At 73.2% G+C, this 18,188-nt stretch carries 17 protein-coding genes; 9 read left to right on the forward strand and 8 right to left on the reverse strand.

Annotation, left to right across the window (positions count from 1 at the left end):
• Positions 1 to 35: 35 nt before the first annotated feature.
• The 3 genes from JNO44_RS27790 to JNO44_RS27800 all read left to right on the forward strand — a co-directional run bounded on the left by JNO44_RS27790 (position 36) and on the right by JNO44_RS27800 (position 3,427).
• Positions 36 to 2,048: a S1C family serine protease gene (locus JNO44_RS27790; protein WP_205366561.1), complete on the forward strand. Its 2,013-nt coding sequence runs from the start codon at positions 36 to 38 to the stop codon at positions 2,046 to 2,048.
• Positions 2,049 to 2,165: 117 nt separating this feature from the next.
• Positions 2,166 to 2,663: a sec-independent translocase gene (locus JNO44_RS27795; protein WP_205366562.1), complete on the forward strand. Its 498-nt coding sequence runs from the start codon at positions 2,166 to 2,168 to the stop codon at positions 2,661 to 2,663.
• Between the two features lie 116 nt (positions 2,664 to 2,779).
• Positions 2,780 to 3,427, forward strand: coding sequence for a hypothetical protein (locus JNO44_RS27800; RefSeq protein ID WP_205366563.1), 648 nt, complete (start codon positions 2,780 to 2,782; stop codon positions 3,425 to 3,427).
• Between the two features lie 130 nt (positions 3,428 to 3,557).
• Here the strand turns inward: JNO44_RS27800 and JNO44_RS27805 are convergent, their stop codons facing one another.
• The 3 genes from JNO44_RS27805 to JNO44_RS27815 form a co-directional block, all read right to left on the reverse strand.
• On the reverse strand, positions 3,558 to 4,724 hold the full coding sequence (locus JNO44_RS27805; RefSeq protein ID WP_067347184.1) for an Mrp/NBP35 family ATP-binding protein: 1,167 nt from the start codon (positions 4,722 to 4,724) through the stop codon (positions 3,558 to 3,560).
• A gap of 97 nt (positions 4,725 to 4,821) precedes the next feature.
• Positions 4,822 to 5,433, reverse strand: coding sequence for a DUF1003 domain-containing protein (locus tag JNO44_RS27810; protein WP_205366564.1), 612 nt, complete (start codon positions 5,431 to 5,433; stop codon positions 4,822 to 4,824).
• Complete coding sequence (locus tag JNO44_RS27815; protein ID WP_205366565.1) at positions 5,423 to 6,730, reverse strand: magnesium transporter MgtE N-terminal domain-containing protein; 1,308 nt, start codon at positions 6,728 to 6,730, stop codon at positions 5,423 to 5,425. The genes JNO44_RS27810 and JNO44_RS27815 overlap by 11 nt, the downstream gene beginning before the upstream one ends.
• A 216-nt stretch (positions 6,731 to 6,946) precedes the next feature.
• Here JNO44_RS27815 and JNO44_RS27820 point away from each other — a divergent pair, with 216 nt between their 5' ends.
• Entirely contained in the window at positions 6,947 to 7,717 is a 771-nt protein-coding gene (locus JNO44_RS27820) for a hypothetical protein (protein WP_039633036.1), read from the forward strand.
• Between the two features lie 20 nt (positions 7,718 to 7,737).
• Here the strand turns inward: JNO44_RS27820 and JNO44_RS27825 are convergent, their stop codons facing one another.
• Positions 7,738 to 8,280 carry a ferredoxin reductase domain-containing protein gene (locus JNO44_RS27825; RefSeq protein ID WP_205366566.1) on the reverse strand — a complete coding sequence of 181 codons (543 nt, stop codon included), beginning with the start codon at positions 8,278 to 8,280 and terminating at the stop codon, positions 7,738 to 7,740.
• Between the two features lie 98 nt (positions 8,281 to 8,378).
• Complete coding sequence (locus JNO44_RS27830) at positions 8,379 to 9,506, reverse strand: magnesium and cobalt transport protein CorA (protein ID WP_205366567.1); 1,128 nt, start codon at positions 9,504 to 9,506, stop codon at positions 8,379 to 8,381.
• 512 nt (positions 9,507 to 10,018) lie between these two features.
• Between JNO44_RS27830 and JNO44_RS27835 the strand changes: the two genes are divergently transcribed.
• The 4 genes from JNO44_RS27835 (at position 10,019) to JNO44_RS27850 (ending at position 13,498) form a co-directional block, all read left to right on the forward strand.
• Entirely contained in the window at positions 10,019 to 10,603 is a 585-nt protein-coding gene (locus JNO44_RS27835) for a suppressor of fused domain protein (RefSeq protein WP_073443598.1), read from the forward strand.
• A 421-nt stretch (positions 10,604 to 11,024) separates the two neighbouring features.
• Positions 11,025 to 11,663, forward strand: coding sequence for a DUF6758 family protein (locus JNO44_RS27840; protein ID WP_039633028.1), 639 nt, complete (start codon positions 11,025 to 11,027; stop codon positions 11,661 to 11,663).
• Positions 11,664 to 11,851: 188 nt separating this feature from the next.
• Positions 11,852 to 12,706, forward strand: a complete 855-nt coding sequence (locus JNO44_RS27845; protein WP_067347166.1) for a PHP domain-containing protein — start codon at positions 11,852 to 11,854, stop codon at positions 12,704 to 12,706.
• Positions 12,707 to 12,892: 186 nt separating this feature from the next.
• Positions 12,893 to 13,498: a MarC family protein gene (locus JNO44_RS27850; RefSeq protein WP_205366568.1), complete on the forward strand. Its 606-nt coding sequence runs from the start codon at positions 12,893 to 12,895 to the stop codon at positions 13,496 to 13,498.
• 115 nt (positions 13,499 to 13,613) lie between these two features.
• Here the strand turns inward: JNO44_RS27850 and JNO44_RS27855 are convergent, their stop codons facing one another.
• Complete coding sequence (locus tag JNO44_RS27855; protein WP_099055693.1) at positions 13,614 to 13,769, reverse strand: hypothetical protein; 156 nt, start codon at positions 13,767 to 13,769, stop codon at positions 13,614 to 13,616.
• Positions 13,770 to 13,979: 210 nt separating this feature from the next.
• Between JNO44_RS27855 and JNO44_RS27860 the strand changes: the two genes are divergently transcribed.
• Positions 13,980 to 14,906, forward strand: coding sequence for an NYN domain-containing protein (locus tag JNO44_RS27860; RefSeq protein WP_205366569.1), 927 nt, complete (start codon positions 13,980 to 13,982; stop codon positions 14,904 to 14,906).
• A 44-nt stretch (positions 14,907 to 14,950) separates the two neighbouring features.
• Here JNO44_RS27860 and JNO44_RS27865 read toward each other — a convergent pair whose 3' ends face one another.
• Both JNO44_RS27865 and JNO44_RS27870 read right to left on the reverse strand, forming a co-directional pair.
• On the reverse strand, positions 14,951 to 15,817 hold the full coding sequence (locus JNO44_RS27865) for an alpha/beta fold hydrolase (protein WP_205366570.1): 867 nt from the start codon (positions 15,815 to 15,817) through the stop codon (positions 14,951 to 14,953).
• A 139-nt stretch (positions 15,818 to 15,956) separates the two neighbouring features.
• On the reverse strand, positions 15,957 to 18,134 hold the full coding sequence (locus JNO44_RS27870; RefSeq protein ID WP_240167684.1) for a DEAD/DEAH box helicase: 2,178 nt from the start codon (positions 18,132 to 18,134) through the stop codon (positions 15,957 to 15,959).
• Between the last annotated feature and the right edge of the window lie 54 nt (positions 18,135 to 18,188).

The raw sequence follows: 18,188 nt of genomic DNA on the forward strand, positions 1-18,188 counted from the left end.
CCGCGCAGGGTCGCGGGTGAATTGTTGGGGAGAGCATGGACGACGCGAAGGCCGCCGGGCCCAAGCTGAAGTGGTGGAGCCGCCCGGAGCAGGTTCCGGGGCCCGGGCAGCCCGCTCCGGCGGCGGCCGGGGAGCCGGAGTCCGGTGCGTCCGGGGCCGAGGCGTCGGGCGACTGGGTCGTCCGTCCGCCGCAGCCCGCGCCCACGGCGGCGGCCCCCACGGCCCCGGACGCCGCAGGTGCCGCAGCCGTCACCGAAGCCGCAGAAGGCACGGATGCCGGGGGAGCCACGGGCGTCCAAGCGGCCGGTGCGGAACGGGAGTTGGCCGCCGCGCCGGCGGAGATATCCGGGGCGGCGCCCGCGGCGGAGGCCGCCGGCGCCCAGCCTGTCGAGGACGCGTCGGCCGTGCCCGCCCCCGTGGAGCGCCCCGCTGCGACGATGACGCTCGGTCAGGTGCCCGCCGGTGCCCGGGCCGATCGGCTGCCCGACCCGCGCGCCGAGCCCCCGGTGGCGCCCGACGCCGCACCCCCTGCCGCGCCCACCGCCCCCACCGGCGGCGCGCCGCGGCAGCGACCACTGCACCCCGAGGACCCGTACGGCACGCCGCCGTACGGCGGCCCCGGCCCGTGGGCGCCGGCCCCGCTCGTCCAGCGCCCGACGGCCACGCCCGCCCACGGCACCGCGCTCCCGCCCGCGCCATCTGCTCCGCCCGCCCCGGCGCCGGTGGCCCACGCCGCCCCGCAGGACGCCCCGGCCGGCCCCGTCGCCGGACCGCGGCCGACCGGCCCCGAGCCGGCCGAGGGCGGCTTCGTCCCGCATCCCGGAGACGGCGGCCCCCGCCCCGCGCCCCCGGCCGCGCCCGCCGCCTGGCAGCAGTACGACCCCTGGAGCGCGCCCCGGCACGTTGGGCCGCCCGTCGCGCCCCCGCCCCGGCGGCGCGGCCGGCGCTCCGGGCTGGTGGCCGGCGCCGTGGCGTTGGCGCTGCTGGCCGGTGGCGTCGGCGGGGTGGCCGGCGCATACGTCGAGCGGTACGGCGGCATCGACGACATCAAGCTGCCCCAGGTGGCGGGGGACGCGGGGAGCCGCAGTCCGGAGAGCGTGGCCGGGATCGCCCGGGCGGCGCTGCCCGGCGTGGTGACCCTGCACGTCCGCGGCAACGCCGAGCAGGGCACCGGCACCGGCTTCGTGCTCGACCGGCAGGGGCACATCCTCACCAACAACCACGTCGTCGAGCCGGTCGGGACCGGCGGCGAGATATCGGTGACGTTCAGCGGCGGGCAGACCGCCCGGGCGAGGGTCGTCGGGCGGGACGGCGGCTACGACCTCGCGGTGGTCCAGGTCGAGGGCGTCACCGGGCTGCACCCGCTCACCCTCGGCGATTCGGACGCGGCCCAGGTCGGCGACCCGGTGGTGGCGATCGGCGCGCCCTTCGACCTCGCCAACACCGTCACGTCCGGGATCATCAGCGCCAAGCAGCGACCGATCACCGCGGGCGGTAAGAAGGGCGACGGCAGCGATGTGTCGTACGTCGACGCGCTGCAGACCGACGCACCCATAAACCCGGGCAACTCGGGCGGGCCGCTGGTGGACGCCAAGGCCCGGGTGATCGGGATCAACAGTGCGATCCGGGCTGCCGACAGCGGCAGCGGCGGGCTGGACGGCGGCGGCCAGGGCGGCTCCATCGGGCTGGGCTTCGCCATACCGATCAATCAGGCCAAGCGGGTGGCCGAGGAACTGATCAACACCGGCCGGGCCACCCACCCGGTGATCGGCGTCACGCTGGAGATGGAGTACGCCGGCGACGGCGCCCGGGTCACGGAGGGCGGCAAGACGGGTGCGCCGGTCACCCCCGGCGGTCCCGGTGCCAAGGCCGGCATCCGGCCGGGCGACGTCATCACCCGGGTGGACGGAGCGCCGGTGCACAGTGGTGAGGAGCTGATCATCAAGGTTCGCAGCCACCGGCCGGGGGACACACTCACGCTGACGGTCCAGCGGGGCGGCGCGGAACGGCCCGTCCGGCTGACACTGGGTTCCTCGAGCGGGAGCTGATCGTTTGTACGGTGTTGGCACGGGCGACTCCCACCCGACGCCCGGGGCCAGGTACCGTGAGAGGCGGCCTTGGCCCAAAGGCCCTCGAAGGCCGCGGATACCCCAAGGAGCTGCAAGGTGTTCTTCGACATAGGACCCCTAGAGCTGGTAGCGATCGTGGTCCTCGCGGTGCTCATCTTCGGGCCGGACAAACTGCCCAAGGTCATCCAGGACGTGACGGGGTTCATCCGTAAGGTCCGGGCGTTCTCCGACAACGCCAAGGAGGACATCCGCAGCGAGCTCGGCCCGGAGTTCAAGGACTTCGAGTTCGAGGACCTCAAGCCGCGGAACTTCGTCCGCAAGCACGTGCTGGAGAAGGACGAGTACGGCCTGCGGGAGCTCGCCGAGATCCGCGACGGCTTCGATCTGAAGAAGGAGATGGCCGACGTCACCGAGGCGGTCCGGGACTCCACCGCGCCCCGCCCGGCGCCGGCTGCCCCCGCCGCGTCCGGTGCTGCGCCCCTGAGCCTCTCCAAGGAATCCCCGGCCGCGTCCGGTGGCCGACCGGACATGTTCACCAAGGGCGCCGACCCGTCCCGCCGGGAGCCGCCCCCGTTCGACGCCGACGCGACCTGACATCTCGTATGCCCGGCTGGGTTGACCCCACTGGCTATGCTCCGGGTGTCCGGGGTGAGGTCGCCTGAGGGGGGCGGGCCGCCCACGACGCAGGGCAACGAGGAGGCTCCGCGCAGATGGAGACGACGAGTCGGGCGGTCACCCGCGAGGTGACCGCCGATACCGGCCGGAAGGTCGACGGCTATCTGCTGGCCGCATTCCCGTGGTACGGCCTCGATGAGGCGTTCACCGGACCGCGCTGGCTGATGCAGGTCGGCTCGGCCGCGGACGGCACCGTCGAGCACGGTGCGACCGGTCATGGCGTGGAGCCCACCATAAAGGTCGAGAAGCTGGAGGACGAGCGCTTCGCGGTGGTGGTGACGGTCGCCAGTCGGCCGGTGCGGCGCAGTGCGGACGGCACCGGCGTCCTGGAGGCCACCTCGGTCTCGACGGCGGCCTGGCTGGCCGGTTCCGGTCTGCTCTCCCACACCTGGCCGACCCAGATGGACCGGACGCTGCGCCAGGACTGGCTGGACCAGCAGACGACGCTCGCCTGGGAGTTGGCCGACGACCTCGGCGAGGAGAGCTGGAGCGAGCTGATGCTGCCGGTGGACGGGGTGCCGACGCCGTTCTGCTACCGCGAGTCCGAGTACGGCTGGGTGCTCGCCGGGACCGCCGGCCAGGACGGGCCGGAGGGGGTGCACCTCGGTGCCTACGGGCGGGGGATGAGCGCGTACGGCCTGGGCTTCTCGGTGATCAAGGACCTGAGCGCCTACGGGGGCTGAGCGCCCGCAGGGGGCGCGTGCGGGATGAGGTGCGGCCCCTTCGGGCGGCGCGCGACGCACGCAAAAGGGCGGACCACTGCGGATCCGCCCTTCCCGGCGTCGCACGGGACCGGTGGCCGGCCCGTGGCGATCAGAACTTGTTGCGCGGGGTGATCCCCAGCGACATGCCCGCCAGACCGCGCTGACGGCCGCCCAGCTTGCCCGCGATGGCGCGGATCGCCGCACCGGCGGGGGAGTCCGGATCGGTCAGCACCACCGGCTTGCCCTCGTCGCCGCCCTCGCGCAGCCGGACGTCGATCGGGATGGCGCCGAGCACCGGTACCTGCGTGCCGGTGGTCTTCGTCAGGCCCTCGGCGACCCGCTCGCCGCCACCGGTGCCGAAGACGTCGACCATCTCGTCGCAGTGCGGGCAGGGCAGCCCGGACATGTTCTCCACCACGCCGACGATCTTCTGGTGGGTCTGCACGGCGATCGAACCGGCCCGCTCGGCGACCTCGGCGGCCGCCTGCTGCGGGGTGGTGACCACCAGGATCTCGGCGTTCGGGACGAGCTGGGCCACCGAGATGGCGATGTCGCCGGTGCCCGGGGGCAGGTCCAGCAGGAGGACGTCCAGGTCGCCCCAGTAGACGTCGGCGAGGAACTGCTGGAGGGCGCGGTGCAGCATCGGACCGCGCCAGACGACCGGGGCGTTGCCCGGCGTGAACATGCCGATCGAGATGACCTTCACGCCGTTGGCCGACGGGGGCATGATCATGTTCTCGACCTGGGTGGGCCGCCCGTCCGCACCGAGCATCCGGGGCACCGAGTGGCCGTAGATGTCGGCGTCGACCACGCCGACCTTGAGGCCGTCGGCGGCCATCGCGGCGGCGAGGTTGACCGTCACCGAGGACTTGCCGACGCCGCCCTTGCCGGAGGCCACCGCGTAGACCCGGGTCAGCGAGCCGGGCTTGGCGAAGGGGACCTCCCGCTCGGCGGTGCCGCCGCGCAGCGCCGTGGCCAGCTCCCGCCGCTGCTCGTCGCTCATCACGTCCAGCTCGACCGCGGCGCGGGTCACACCGGGCACCCGCTCGACGGCCTCCCGGACGTTGCTGATGATCGTCTCCCGCATCGGGCAGCCGGAGACCGTGAGGTAGACCACGACCGCCACCGAGCCGTCCGCGGCGACATCCACCGATTTGACCATCCCCAGTTCGGTGATGGGGCGGTGGATCTCGGGGTCGTTGACCGTCGCGAGCGCTTCGCGGATCGCGTCCTCGCTCGGCGCGGAGCCGTTGGGCTGGGGCGTGTCTGTTGCCATGCACAGATAGTACGGCCGCGCGAAGCGCGCCCCCAAGGGGTGGTGGTCGGGCGACGGGAGGGCGGTACGGCGGCTGAGGCCGCCTCCGGAAAGGTCCTCACCGGTCGCGTTCGTCACGCTGCGGGTGCTCGCCGTCGGCCGTCTGCCGCAGTTCCAGCTCCCGCAGCAGGTCCTCCAGTTCGGAGCGGATCCAGTCGCGGGTGGCGACCTCGCCCAGGCCGGTCCGCAGTGCCGCGATCTCCCGGGTCAGATACTCGGTGTCGGCGATGGAGCGCTCGTTCTGCTTGCGGTCCTGCTCGTGGGTGACCCGGTCGCGGTTGTCCTGGCGGTTCTGCGCCAGCAGGATCAGCGGCGCCGCGTACGACGCCTGCAGCGAGAGCGCCAGGGTCAGGAAGATGAAGGGGTAGTTGTCGAACCGCAGAGAGCCGGGCACGGTGACGTTCCAGCCGATCCACAGGATGATCGTGACCGTCATCCAGACGATGAAGCGGCCGGTCCCCAGGAAGCGGGCGATCTTCTCGGACATCCGCCCGAACGCCTCCGGGTCGTACTCCGGGAAGAACGTCCGGCGCGGCACCCGCGGGAGGTCCAGCCGCACCCGCGGCCGCGGCTCGGAGCCCCGGGACCGCTCCCCGGCGCCGCCCCGGCGCACCGCCGAGGCGCCGTGCATCCGCCGCTCCTTGGGGTTCTCCCGGTCGTCAGTGCCCATCGGCGGTCTTCCCGTGCGGCCCGACGGCATCGTCGCCGGTGGGCGGGCGGCCGTGCAGCCCGGCCTCCCGCCAGTCGTCCGGCAGCAGGTGGTCCAGCACGTCGTCGACGGTGACCGCGCCCAGCAGCGCCCCGCCCTCGTCGACCACCGGCGCCGCGACCATGTTGTACGCGGCCAGGTAGCTGGTCACCTCGGGGAGCGGGGTGTCCGGCCGCAGGGCCGGCAGATCGGTGTCCACGATGAAGCTGACGAGGGTGAACGGCGGGTCCCGCAGCAGCCGTTGGAAGTGCACCAGGCCCAGGTACTTGCCGGTCGGCGTCTCGTCCGGCGGGCGGCAGACGTACACCTGGGCGGCGAGCGCGGGGGAGAGGTCCGGGTCGCGGACCCGGGCCAGCGCGTCCGCGACGGTGGCGTCCGGGCGCAGCACGATCGGCTCGGTGGTCATCAGGCCGCCCGCGGTGCGCTCCTCGTAGGACATCAGCCGCCGGACGTCCGCCGCCTCCTCCGGCCGCATCAGGGTCAGCAGGCGCTCCTTCTCGTCCTCGGGGAGTTCGGAGAGCAGGTCGGCGGCGTCGTCCGGGTCCATCGCCTCCAGGATGTCGGCGGCCCGTTCGTCCTTCAGCTTGCCGATGATCTCGACCTGGTCGTCCTCCGGCAGCTCCTCCATGACGTCGGCCAGCCGGTCGTCGTCGAGCGCCGCGGCGACCTCGGCGCGGCGCTTGGGGGTCAGGTGGTGCAGGACGCCGGCCAGGTCCGCCGGGCGCAGCTGCTCGAAGGTGGCGAGGAGGTTCTCCGCGCCCTGCCCGTGCTCCTCCAGGGAGAAGCCGGTGACCGCCGACCACTCCACCGTCAGCGTCTCGCCCTTGCGCCGCAGCGGTCCGCCCTTGCCGCGCCGGACGAAGACCTTGTCGATCTCCCAGTCGCGGCGGGCCGGCAGCTGGGTGATGCCGATGTCGAGCACGGTGACCTCCTCGCCGGTCTCGACCAGCCGCACCCGCCGGTCCAACAGCTCGCCGAAGACCAGCGTCTCCGACGCCCGCTGCTCGAAGCGCCGCATGTTGACCACGCCGGTGGTGACGATCTGGCCGGACTCCACGCCGGTCACCCGGGTCATCGGCACGAAGATCCGGCGCCGGCTGATCACCTCGACCACCAGCCCCAGCAGCCTCGGCGGGCGGTCCCCGACCCGGAGCAGCGCGACGAGGTCCCGCAGCCGCCCGACCTGGTCGCCGTTGGGGTCGAACACGGCGATGCTGGAGAGGTGGGAGACGAAGATCCGGGGAGTGACCACCGCCATGGAAAGCGCCGCCCTTCTCCCTTTCCGTCCGGATAGCTCCATAAAAGACCGGAGAACAATGCATTAATCCTGGTTCAGGCTAACCCGTCGGGGTGGGCCGCGCCCCGACGGGAACGGCCGTATGGTGGCCGCCCGGCACCCGGTCTGCGGGCCTGCGCCCCCCGGGTACGCTGCCGTGAGCTGTCGAGGTCACCCGCATCAGGAGGCAGAGCCGACGTGAGCGCCATCCCCCCGGACACCACCCGCCGACCGCCGGCCCGCACCCGACGCAGTGGGCGAGCGGCGCTGGTGGCGGCGGTGTGCGCGGCGCTGACCGCGACGGTGGCCGGCTGCGCGGCGGAGGACCCGGACGCCGGCACCAACGGGGTCGGCAAGCTGCCCGCCCAGCAGATCGAGGCCAAGGCCCGGGCCGCCGCCGCGGGCACCGACACCGTGCGGCTCTCCGGCAAGGTCGTCAGCCAGGGCGCCACCTACACGCTGGACATGCGGCTGGCCAAGAACGGCGCCCGGGGCGAGCTGACCACCAAGGCCACCTCGTTCCAACTGCTGCGGATCGACGACGCGCTCTATCTCAAGGCGGACGCGTCCTTCTGGGCCGGGGAGAAGAGCGGCTCCGCCGCCACCGCAGCCAAACTCGGCAACAAGTACGTCAAGGTGCCCGCCGCCGACCCCGTCTACCAACGCTTCAGCGGCTTCACCGACAAGGACACCCTGCTCGCCGGACTGCTCGGCCTGCACGGCGAGTTGACGGCCGGAAACCGCGGGACGGTCGGCGGGGTCCGCACCGTCCAGGTCGCCGCCGGCTCCGGCTCCGGCGGCACCCTCGACGTCTCGCTGGAGGGCACCCCGTATCCGCTGCGGTTCCAGCGCGCGGGCGGCGCGGGGGAACTCACCCTCGCCGACTGGGGCAAGAGCGTGGACCTCAAGACCCCCGACCAGAGTCAGGTCGTCGACTACGGCAAGCGGATCTCGCAGACCGGCGGCTGACCGCCGGGGGCCCGGGCCGGTCAGCCCCTGCGGCCCCGGCGCAGCAGCTTCGGCAGCGCGGCGGGCACCGGCCGGCGGGTGATCGCCGGCGAGGCCGGCGGCGGTGCGGCGTGCGAGCCGTCCGGCATCCGGCCGGGGCGCTGCTCCGCCTCGCCGGTCGGCGTCAGCCGCAACACCCGGCACTCCCGGGCCCAGCGCTCGGCGATGGTGTCGGCGTCCGGGGCGTTGAGCCGCTTGCCCTTCAACTCCTCGACGGCGGCCTGCCACTCCTCGCCGCCGGGCGGGAGTTCACGGACCGCGGCCGGCCAGGCGACGAGCCGGCCGCCCTTGTCCTTGCTGCGGACGGTGACCGTGGCGGTGCCGCCGTCGGTGAGCCCCAGCGCGGCCAGCGGCTGCTCACCGGTGCCGTCGCCGACCAGGCAGACCGCCCCGTCGTGCCAGACGTGCCACAGCGCGCGGGCCGGGCCCGTCGCCCCCCGTACCCAGATCAGGCCGGACTTCTTCGTGGCCTCTTCGACGAGCGCCTGATCCAGCAGGGCCTGCGACACGGTCTCCTCCGTCATGGGCCTCAGCCTAATCGGCCCGGTGACCGGTATCCGGGGGCGCCCAGGCGGTGAGACACCGCGTCCCGGCCCCCGGCCGGAGCAGCCGCCGGCCGCCGCTACAGCCAGCCGTTGCGCTTGAACCCGCGGTGGATCCCCAGACAGATGGTGACCGTGACGAGCATCATCGCCGGGTAGCCGTACCTCCAGTGCAGCTCCGGCATGTACGTGAAGTTCATGCCGTAGATGCCGGCGATCATCGTGGGGACGGCGAAGATGGCCGCCCAGGCGGTGATCTTGCGCATGTCCTCGTTCTGCGCGACGGCGGCCTGCGCGAGGTTGGCCTGGAGGATGGAGTTCAGCAGGTCGTCGAAGGACAGCACCTGCTCGTTGACCCGCGCCAGGTGGTCGGCGACGTCCCGGAAGTACTTCTGGATGTCGCTGTCCACCAGCCGCATCGGGCGCTCGCTCAGCAGCTGCATCGGCCGCAGCAGCGGGGACACCGCGCGCTTGAACTCCAGTACCTCGCGCTTGAGTTGGTAGATCCGCCCGGCGTCACCGCCCTTGGCGGCCCCCTTGCCGCCGGCGCCCTTGCCGTTGGTGCCCGAGCTGAAGACGTCGATCTCCACCTCGTCGATGTCGTCCTGGACCGCGCCGGCCACCGCCATGTAGCCGTCGACGACCTGGTCGGCGATGGCGTGCAGCACCGCGGACGGGCCCTTGGTCAGCCGCTCCTGGTCCTCCTGGAGGCGGTGCCGCAGCGCGCGCAGCGAGCCCTGGCCGCCGTGCCGGACGGTGACGATGAAGTTCGGGCCCGTGAAACACATCACCTCGCCGGTCTCCACCACCTCGCTGGTCGAGGTCAGTTCGGCGTGCTCGACGTAGTGCACGGTCTTGAAGACGGTGAACAGGGTGTCGTCGTACCGCTCCAGCTTGGGCCGCTGGTGGGCGTGGACGGCGTCCTCCACGGCGAGCGGGTGCAGCCCGAACTCCTGGGCGATGCCGGCGAATTCGGCCTCAGTCGGCTCGTGCAGGCCGATCCAGACGAAGCCGCCCTCGTCCCGGACGCCGGCGATCGCCTCACCCGGGGTGAGGTGCCCGCGCACCCGCTGGCCGTCGCGGTACACGCCGCAGTCGACGATGGCGCTGTTGGTGCAGGCCGGTGCGGCGGATGCGGTGCGGTAGGGGGAGTCGTCGCGGCGTCGAGCCGGGCGGACGGCGGCGCGCAGGTCGCGGATCATCGACATGGCAGGCTCCTTCGGGCCGGCCGTCAGTGGGGCGTGCCGCGGGCGCAACGCGGCCCGGAACGAGGGCGTACGAGGCGACAAAGGGCCGTACGTCCGCAAAGCGGGCGGCGCTCGGTGCGGGGGCTACTGACGGCAGTTCGCTGACATCACGGAAGTAAGAGTCGGAGGCGCTCTTCCGTCATCTGCGTCCGGAGCGGGAGAACTTCGTCGGTTTAGCCGCGGTGCGGCCGGGTACGGAAGCTCTCGGATCAGAAGGATCGCGGTGCGAACGGGATGACGGGAGAACTATCGGTACTGCACGGTCGACTCGGATCCACCGCAGCCCCACCTCCTCCGGCCGGTCCCCGCTGGGGGACGTTCGTCATTCCCTGACCAGACGGCAAGGCTATCAGCCGCCTGAAGCACTATGGCTCCCCTTTGCACGTTCGATACGAAGTGCAGAGCCAGGGCGCCGTCTCCCGGCGTATCGGGGCGCGGCGGGCGGGCGTCGGGGCGACACCTATGCTCGGCCCATGTCTGACGTTCTTGAGCTGGTCGAGGCCCGGTTGCGCACGGCGCTGGGCGAACCGGACGCGCGTGCCGCCGTCACCTTCCTCGGTACCGACCGCATCGAGGTGCTCCGCTTCGTCGACGGGGACGTGCTCCGCTACGCCACCCTCGGGATGTCCACCCAGCCCATGGCCGACCCCACCGCGGTGGTCGCCGACCCGCTCCGCGGCCCGCGGGCCGAACTCCTGCTGTCCGTGCGGGCCGGCCGCGCGGACACCGACAAGGTGCTCCGGCCGCTCGCCGTCCTCGCCGCGTCGCCTCAGGTCGAGGGCGTGATCGTGGCTTCCGGGGCGTCGCTGGACGTCGGCGAGCCGCTGTGGCCCGGGGCGCCGTTCACCTCGGTCCTGGTGGGGGCCTCCGGCGGCCTCGTCGAGGACCTGGAGCTGGACGAGCCCATGGATCCGGTGCGGTTCCTGCCGCTGCTGCCGATGACCCCGAACGAGGCCGCCTGGAAGAGGGTGCACGGCGCCGAGGCGCTGCAGGCGCGCTGGCTGGAACGGGGCACCGACCTGCGCGATCCGCTGCGCGCCGGCGTGCCGCTCGACTGACCGCACGGGGAGGGCGGCCGGGCGCACCGCCCGTGCCGTACCCGGGCGGTGCGTCAGGTCCCTTGCCCCGGCCGCCGGTTGCCGGCCCGCCGGAGCTCAGGGGTTGGCGAAGGCCGAGCCCCCGTCCCCGTTCGTGTGCCGGGTCGCCGGGGTGCCGGCTCCTCGGCGTGCAGGGGCGGCGCCCGGTGGCGGACCGCGGCGACGCCGGCGCCGATCGCCGCGGGTGTTGCGTGCGTCGAAAGCGTTGACGTTTGCACACGATGAGTTAGGCGGACTAAAGAATGTGAGATGCAACTAGCTTTCGAGGGTGTGGAGCACTGGCGGGAATCGGCCAAGTGTGCGGCCCGGTACGCGATTAGGGGCACACCGGTCGGGTGATCGTCCTTGACGGGACGGCGGCCCAGGAGGACCGTTGGTCCTTATGAGGGGCGAACCCAGTTGCCCAAAGTGCGGAGGCCGGGTGCGGACGCCCGGTCTCTTTTCCGATACCTGGCAGTGCGCCATTCATGGCGCCGTGCACCCGCTCCAGCCGGTCGTCCCGCCGAGCGTCGAGGCGCTCGGTGTCGTCGTGCACCGCGCACAGGTACCGGTATGGATGCCCTGGCCGCTGCCGGTCGGCTGGCTGTTCACCGGTGTGGCCTGCGCCGGTGACGACCGCAGCGGCGGTCGGGCGACCGCCGTCGCCTGCTCCGGCCCCGGGCCGCTCGGCGGCCCCGGTGAACTCCTGCTGATCGCCGAGGAGCTGGGCGTCGGGCTCGGCGCCCGCTACGCCGGCATCGACGGCCCCGACCCCGGCCTGCATCTGCGCGTCGACAAGCCGCCGAACGCGAAGGTGTTGGCGGCCGGCCGCCCGACCCCGATGTGGCAGGTTCATGGCGCCCCGGCGGACCGCGCGGTCTTCGCCGGCGAGGCCCGCGGGCTGTGGCTGTGGGCCATCGCCTGGCCGGAGCAGTCCGGGCTGCTGATGTACGACGAACTGGTGCTGACCGATCTGCGCGAGGCCGGCGCCGAAGTCGATCTGCTGCCCTGCGGGGCCCTGTCGCCGAGGATTCTGAGCTGAGGCGAGCGGTGCGGCTGCGGATCTTCGGATCCGGTGAGCGGTGGACTGACGGGGGCATGTCCGGCCGCCCGGTATCCTTCCTTCTGTAGTCCGTGGTAGTGCCGTGTAGTCCTTACGGTGGCCCGTGGTGCGGTGCCCGGCCCGGGACCACCGCCGAGTCCGTCCCGCAGCAGTCTGGAGCCCGTGCCGTGCGTATCGATCTGCACACCCACTCCACGGCCTCCGACGGCACGGACACCCCCGCGGAGCTGGTGCGCAACGCCGCGGCCGCCGGTCTGGACGTCGTCGCGCTGACCGACCACGACACCGTCGGCGGGCACGCCGAGGCGCGCGCCGCGCTGCCCGAGGGGCTGACGCTGGTCACCGGAGCGGAGCTGTCCTGCCGGCTCGACGGGGTCAGCCTGCACATGCTCGCCTACCTCTTCGACCCCGACGAGCCGGAGCTCGCCCGCGAGCGGGAGCTGGTCCGTGACGACCGGGTGCCGCGCGCCCGGGCCATGGTCGGCAAGCTGCGCGAGCTGGGCGTCCCGGTCACCTGGGAGCAGGTGGCGCGGATCGCCGGCGACGGCGCCGTCGGACGGCCGCACATCGCCACCGCCCTGGTCGAGCTGGGCGTGGTCGGCTCGGTCTCCGACGCCTTCACCTCCGAGTGGCTCGCCAACGACGGCCGGGCCTACGTCGAGAAGCACGAGCTCGACCCGTTCGACGCGATCCGGCTGGTCAAGGCGGCCGGCGGGGTCACGGTCTTCGCGCACCCGCTCGCCGTCAAGCGCGGCAGCTGTGTCCCGCAGAGCGCGATAGCCGAGTTGGCCGCTGCCGGCCTGGACGGCATCGAGGTCGACCACATGGACCACGACGACGCCACCCGCGCCCGGCTGCGCGGGCTCGCCGCCGACCTCGGGCTGCTGACCACCGGCTCCAGCGACTACCACGGCAGCCGCAAGACCTGTCGCCTCGGCGACTACACCACCGACCCCGAGGTCTACGGGGAGATCGTGCGCCGGTCCACCGGCGCCTTCCCCGTCCCCGGCGCGGGCGGCTGAGCCCGCGGCACCGGCCGTCCGGCCGTTCGCCGAACCGCGTGCTCCGCCGAGCGGGCCGCGCTCCGGCACGCCACCTCCTCTTTTCTCCCTCCGCGCTTGCTTTCCCACGGGCCGGCCGTCGGCCGTGCCGCGTCCGGTCCCGTGCGTCTCCTTCCGTTCGTCCGTACCACTCGCAAGGCCAGCACTGTGTTTGACGTCGCCGTCTTCAGTACCCTCTTCGTCACGCTTTTTGTGATCATGGACCCCCCGGGAATCACCCCGATCTTCCTCGCCCTGACCTCCGGCCGGCCGGCCAAGGTGCAGCGCCGGATGGCCTGGCAGGCCGCCACCGTCGCGTTCTGCGTGATCGCCGTCTTCGGCCTCTTCGGCAAGCAGATCCTGGGGCGCCTGCACATCTCCACGCCCGCGCTGATGATCGCCGGCGGGCTGCTGCTCCTGCTGGTGGCGCTGGACCTGCTGACCGGCAAGTCCGAGGAGCCGACCCAGACCAAGGACGTCAACGTGGCGCTGGTGCCACTGGGCATGCCGCTGCTGGCCGGGCCGGGCGCCATCGTCTCGGTGATCCTCGCGGTGCAGCACGCGCAGGACGTCGCGTCCCAGGTCGCGGTGTGGTCGGCGATCGCGTCGATCCATGTGGTGCTCTACCTGGTGATGCGGTTCTCGCTGGTGATCATCCGCGTGATCAAGGACGGCGGGGTGGTCCTGGTGACGCGACTGGCCGGCATGATGCTCTCCGCGCTCGCCGTGCAGCAGATCATCAACGGTGTGACGCAGGTGATCCAGGCGTCCTGAGCGGCTCCGGATACGACGGCGCCCCCCGCACGGCAGGTCCGTGCGGGGGGCGTTCGCGCGTCGTCGCTACGTGGTCGTCACGTCGTCGTCCGGACGCGGTCGGCGGTGTCGGTGATCAGCTGACCGCGGCCGTGTCGGCCGGGCGGATGTAGATCCGCTGCCCTATGGCGGCGGCCTGCTGCACGATCTGGTTGACGGAGGCGGCGTCCACGACGGTGCTGTCCACGGCGGCGCCGTCGACATCGTCCAGGCGCATGATCTCGAAGCGCATACGGCTTCTCCCTTCGTCTGATCCTCCTGCGGAGAACTTTTTGACAGGACTTGCCTGGCTTCGTTGCCGGGCGTTCCGTATGGGTACAACGAGCCTACAGCTGAAATGATTCCCTACGCTAAGGAAATTTTTTCATGGTCTAAGGAATGCATCTATGGAAGCCCGCGTGGTTGTGCCCTCCGAGCGCCCGCCCGGACAATGGACCCCGAAATGAACGACCTCCAGCCCACGGGCATCACCGACCTCGCGGCGCTCGCCGCCGGCATCGAGCGCACCAACGAGCTGCTCACCCGGGTCCTGGCGGAGGTCGCCACCACCCCGTCCACCCATGCGATCTTCGTCGACGCGGGGTACGTCTACGCCGCCACCGGGCGGCTGGTCACCGGTACGGAGGACCGCAAGGCGTTCGAGCTGGACGCCGAGGGGCTCATCGAGGCGTTCATCGACAAGGCGCGGACGATCTTCCCGGACAGCCGGCTGCTGCGGGTCTACTGGTACGACGGCGCCCGCCGTCGGATCCACACCCAGGAACAGCAGCGGGTCGCCGAGCTCCCCGACGTCAAGGTCCGGCTCGGCAACCTCAACGCCCACAACCAGCAGAAGGGCGTGGACTCGCTGATCCGCACGGACCTGGAGTCGCTGGCCCGGCACCGGGCGATCACCGATGCCGTCCTGATCGGCGGCGACGAGGACCTGGTCTCCGCGGTGGAGGCGGCCCAGGGCTACGGCGCCCGGGTCCACCTGTGGGGCATCGAGGCCGCGGGCGGCCGCAACCAGGCCGAGCCGCTGATGTGGGAGGTGGACAGCGCGCGCACCTTCGACCTGGACTTCTGCAAGCCGTACGTCACCCGGCGGACGGCCGCGGAGCACCCCGAGCCGGGCGTCGGCGAGGGGCCGGTGCCCAGCCGCGAGGAGGTCCGGTTCGTGGGGGCGCGGGTCGCCGCCCAGTGGCTGTCGGAGCGCGGCCCGGCATGGGTGGCCGATCTGCTGCCCGGCCACCCGTACCTGCCCGGCGCCGTCGACCAGGAGCTGCTCACCGCCGCCGAGGCGCTGCTGAAACACTCCCTGCGCGGCCACGCCGACCTGCGGCGGGTGTTGCGCGACGGGTTCTGGGACCACGTGCAGGGGCGGCTCTAGCGGCGCGGCGACGCCGCGGTGCCGGACCGGACCGTGGGCGAGCGTCAGCCGACGTCGCTCCAGAACCCCGCCAGCGCCCCGGCGGTCTTTTCCGGGCGCTCGGCGTTCGGGGAGTGCTCGGCGCCCTCGACGACCGTGCGGCGGGCGGACAGCCTGCGGGCCATCGCGTCCATCAGCGGCACCGGCCAGGCGTAGTCCACGACTCCCGAGACGACGTGCACCGGCAGCCCGGTACGGGCCAGCTCGTCGACCCGGTCCGGCTCCGCCAGCATCTGCCGTGCAGTGGCGATCAGTTGCTCGGGGGCGGTGTTCAGCCAGCGCTGCCGCAGGAACGCGGCGATCTCCGGCGGCGCCGCGTCGTCCGCCGCCTCCGGGGGATCCAGCGCCCGCATGGCCTCCCACACCTGTTCCCGCTCCATCGTGCCGAGCGCGTCGATCAGCATCCGCACCCGCGCCTGCTGGGCCGGGTCGATGGCGGCCGGACCGGAGCTGAGCACGGTCAGCGAACGGAACGGGGCCGGGTCGCGGAGCACCGCGGCCCGGGTGATCAGCCCGCCGAGGGAGTGGCCCAGCAGGTGCAGCGGGCTGCCGTCGGGTACCTCCAGGGCCCGCGCCTGGGCCAGCACGTCCAGCGCCAACTCCTGCTGCTCGTACGCCTGTTGAGTGCTTCGGCCGGGGGATTCGTGCTGCCCGCGGCCGTCCACCGCGACCGTTCGGAAACCGGCCGCGGCGAGCGGTGCCAGCAGGGCGATGAAGTCCTCCTTGCTGCCGGTGAACCCGGGGACCAGGAGGGCGGTGCCGATCGGTGCGCCGTCGGGTCGGGCGTCGTGCACGGCGAACGCGCCGCGTGCGGTGTCGAGCCGGTACGCGCGGGCGCACGGCGGCAGTGTGAGGGTGGGCGGCCTGCTCATGGGGTGAGGCTATCGGGACGGCCGGGGAAAACCCGCCGGTACGCCGGAGTTGCCGGTGCACCCCGGCCTGAAACGGCGGCGACCCGGCACCCGCACGAGGCGGGGCCGGGTCGTCAGGAGCCGTCGGAGGCGGGCCGGATCAGCTCTCGGCCGGCGCCTCGGCGGGCTTCGCCGGCGTCCGCTTCCGGGTGCGCTTCGGCTTGACCTCCGCGCCGTCCACCGCTTCCGCGGCCTCGGCGGCCTTGGCGGCGGCGGTCTTCCGCGTCCGCTTCGGCTTGGCGGGGGCCTCCCCGTCGGCGACCTCGGTCACGGCGGTCTTGGCCGCGGCTGTCTTCCGGGTCCGCTTGGGCTTCTCCGGGGCGGCCTCGACGCCCTCGGCCGCGGCGGGGGCCACGGCGGCCTCGACCTCGGCCGCGGGCTTGGCGGCAGCAGCCTTCCGGGTCCGGGTGCGCTTGGGCTTGGCCGCAGCCGGGAGCGCGGCGTCAGCCGCCACGGTGTCCGCGACGGCGGTGTCCGCGACGGCGGTGTCCGCCACGCCCTCCGGCGCGTCCACGGCGTCAGCCGCCACGGCCTTCTTGGTCGCGGCCCGCTTGCGGGTGCGCTTGGGCTTCTCCGGGGCGGCCTCCGCCGCGACCGGCGCCGACGCGGTCTCCTGCGCCGCCTCGACCACGGTCTCCACGGTGGCCTCCGCCGCCTCGCCCACGCTCTCCGCGGCGGCCTTGGCGGTGCTCCGGGTACGGCGTCGGCGCGGCTTGGCGGCCGGCGCCTCCTCGGTGTCCGGACCGGCCGTGGCGGCCGGCGCGGGGGCGGCCTCGACGACCGTGTCGGCCACGGCCTCGCGGGCCTCGGCCACCGCGGCCTCGGTGGCAGCGGCCGTCACCGCGCCCCGGGTGCGGCGCCGACGCCGGGGCGTCCGCGGTGCCGCGGCGGCCTCGGTGCCCTCGGCCGTGCGCACCGCCGCGTCGGCGGCGCTCTCGGCGTTCGCGGTCTCCGGCGCGTCCGCGCCGGCCGCCTGGCTCACGGGCGTTCCGCTCCGCGTCCGGCGCCGCTGGCGCGGCGTCCGGGTCCGCTGGGGCTCTTCCTTGGTGTCCGGGGTCCCGGACCGCCGGCCGCGCCCGCGGCCACCGGGCTCGCCCAGGTCCTCGACCTCCTCGGCGGCCAGCCCCGCCCGAGTGCGCTCGGCGCGCGGCAGCACGCCCTTGGTGCCCGCGGGGATGTGCAACTGCTCGTAGAGGTGCGGCGAGGTGGAGTAGGTCTCCTCCGGCTCGTCGAACGACAGGTCCAGCGCCTTGTTGATCAGCTTCCAGCGCGGGATGTCGTCCCAGTCGACGAGGGTGACCGCGGTGCCCTTGGCGCCCGCCCGGCCGGTGCGGCCGATCCGGTGCAGGTAGGTCTTCTCGTCCTCGGGCGACTGGTAGTTGATGACGTGGGTCACACCCTCGACGTCGATGCCGCGGGCGGCGACGTCGGTGCAGACCAGGACGTCGACCTTGCCGTTGCGGAAGGCGCGCAGCGCCTGCTCGCGGGCGCCCTGGCCGAGGTCGCCGTGGACCGCGCCGGACGCGAAGCCGCGGCGGGCGAGCTGGTCGGCGATGTCGGCGGCGGTCCGCTTCGTGCGGCAGAACACCATGGCCAGCCCGCGGCCCTCCGCCTGGAGCATGCGGGCGACCATCTCCGGCTTGTCCAGGGAGTGCGCCCGGTAGACGTGCTGGGTGATGTTGGCGACCGTCGCGCCCTCGTCGTCCGGCGCGGTGGCACGGATGTGCGTCGGCTGCGACATGTAGCGGCGGGCCAGCGAGATGACCTGTCCGGGCATGGTCGCCGAGAACAGCATGGTCTGCCGCTTGGCCGGCAGCAGCTGGATGATCCTCTCGACGTCGGGCAGGAAGCCCAGGTCGAGCATCTCGTCGGCCTCGTCCAGGACGAGCGTGCGCACCTGCGACAGGTCGAGCTTCCGCTGGCCCGCCAGGTCGAGCAGCCGGCCGGGCGTGCCGACGACCACGTCGACGCCCTTCTTCAGCGCCTCGACCTGGGGCTCGTACGCCCGGCCGCCGTAGATCGCCAGGACCCGGACGTTGCGCACCTTGCCGGCGGTCAGCAGGTCGTTGGTGACCTGCTGGCACAGCTCACGGGTGGGCACGACCACGAGGGCCTGCGGCGCCTCGGTCAGCTGCTCGGGCGTGGCCCGACCGGCCTCGATGTCGGCGGGGACGGTGACCCGCTCCAGCAGCGGCAGGCCGAAGCCGAGCGTCTTGCCGGTGCCGGTCTTGGCCTGGCCGATGACGTCGTTGCCGGAGAGGGCGACGGGGAGCGTCATCTCCTGGATGGGAAAGGGGGTAACGATGCCGACGGCTTCCAGGGCCTCGGCGGT

The organism is Streptomyces noursei, assembly GCF_016917755.1.
Classification (GTDB): domain Bacteria; phylum Actinomycetota; class Actinomycetes; order Streptomycetales; family Streptomycetaceae; genus Streptomyces; species Streptomyces yunnanensis.

Coding starts and splice junctions, on each gene's coding strand:
- JNO44_RS27790 (WP_205366561.1), top strand. CDS start 36: ATGGACGACGCGAAGGCCGCCGGGCCCAAGCTGAAGTGGTGGAGCCGC.
- JNO44_RS27800 (WP_205366563.1), top strand. CDS start 2,780: ATGGAGACGACGAGTCGGGCGGTCACCCGCGAGGTGACCGCCGATACC.
- JNO44_RS27805 (WP_067347184.1), bottom strand. CDS start 4,724: ATGGCAACAGACACGCCCCAGCCCAACGGCTCCGCGCCGAGCGAGGAC.
- JNO44_RS27810 (WP_205366564.1), bottom strand. CDS start 5,433: ATGGGCACTGACGACCGGGAGAACCCCAAGGAGCGGCGGATGCACGGC.
- JNO44_RS27815 (WP_205366565.1), bottom strand. CDS start 6,730: ATGGCGGTGGTCACTCCCCGGATCTTCGTCTCCCACCTCTCCAGCATC.
- JNO44_RS27825 (WP_205366566.1), bottom strand. CDS start 8,280: ATGACGGAGGAGACCGTGTCGCAGGCCCTGCTGGATCAGGCGCTCGTC.
- JNO44_RS27830 (WP_205366567.1), bottom strand. CDS start 9,506: ATGTCGATGATCCGCGACCTGCGCGCCGCCGTCCGCCCGGCTCGACGC.
- JNO44_RS27835 (WP_073443598.1), top strand. CDS start 10,019: ATGTCTGACGTTCTTGAGCTGGTCGAGGCCCGGTTGCGCACGGCGCTG.
- JNO44_RS27840 (WP_039633028.1), top strand. CDS start 11,025: ATGAGGGGCGAACCCAGTTGCCCAAAGTGCGGAGGCCGGGTGCGGACG.
- JNO44_RS27855 (WP_099055693.1), bottom strand. CDS start 13,769: ATGCGCTTCGAGATCATGCGCCTGGACGATGTCGACGGCGCCGCCGTG.
- JNO44_RS27860 (WP_205366569.1), top strand. CDS start 13,980: ATGAACGACCTCCAGCCCACGGGCATCACCGACCTCGCGGCGCTCGCC.
- JNO44_RS27865 (WP_205366570.1), bottom strand. CDS start 15,817: ATGAGCAGGCCGCCCACCCTCACACTGCCGCCGTGCGCCCGCGCGTAC.
- JNO44_RS27870 (WP_240167684.1), bottom strand. CDS start 18,134: ATGACGCTCCCCGTCGCCCTCTCCGGCAACGACGTCATCGGCCAGGCC.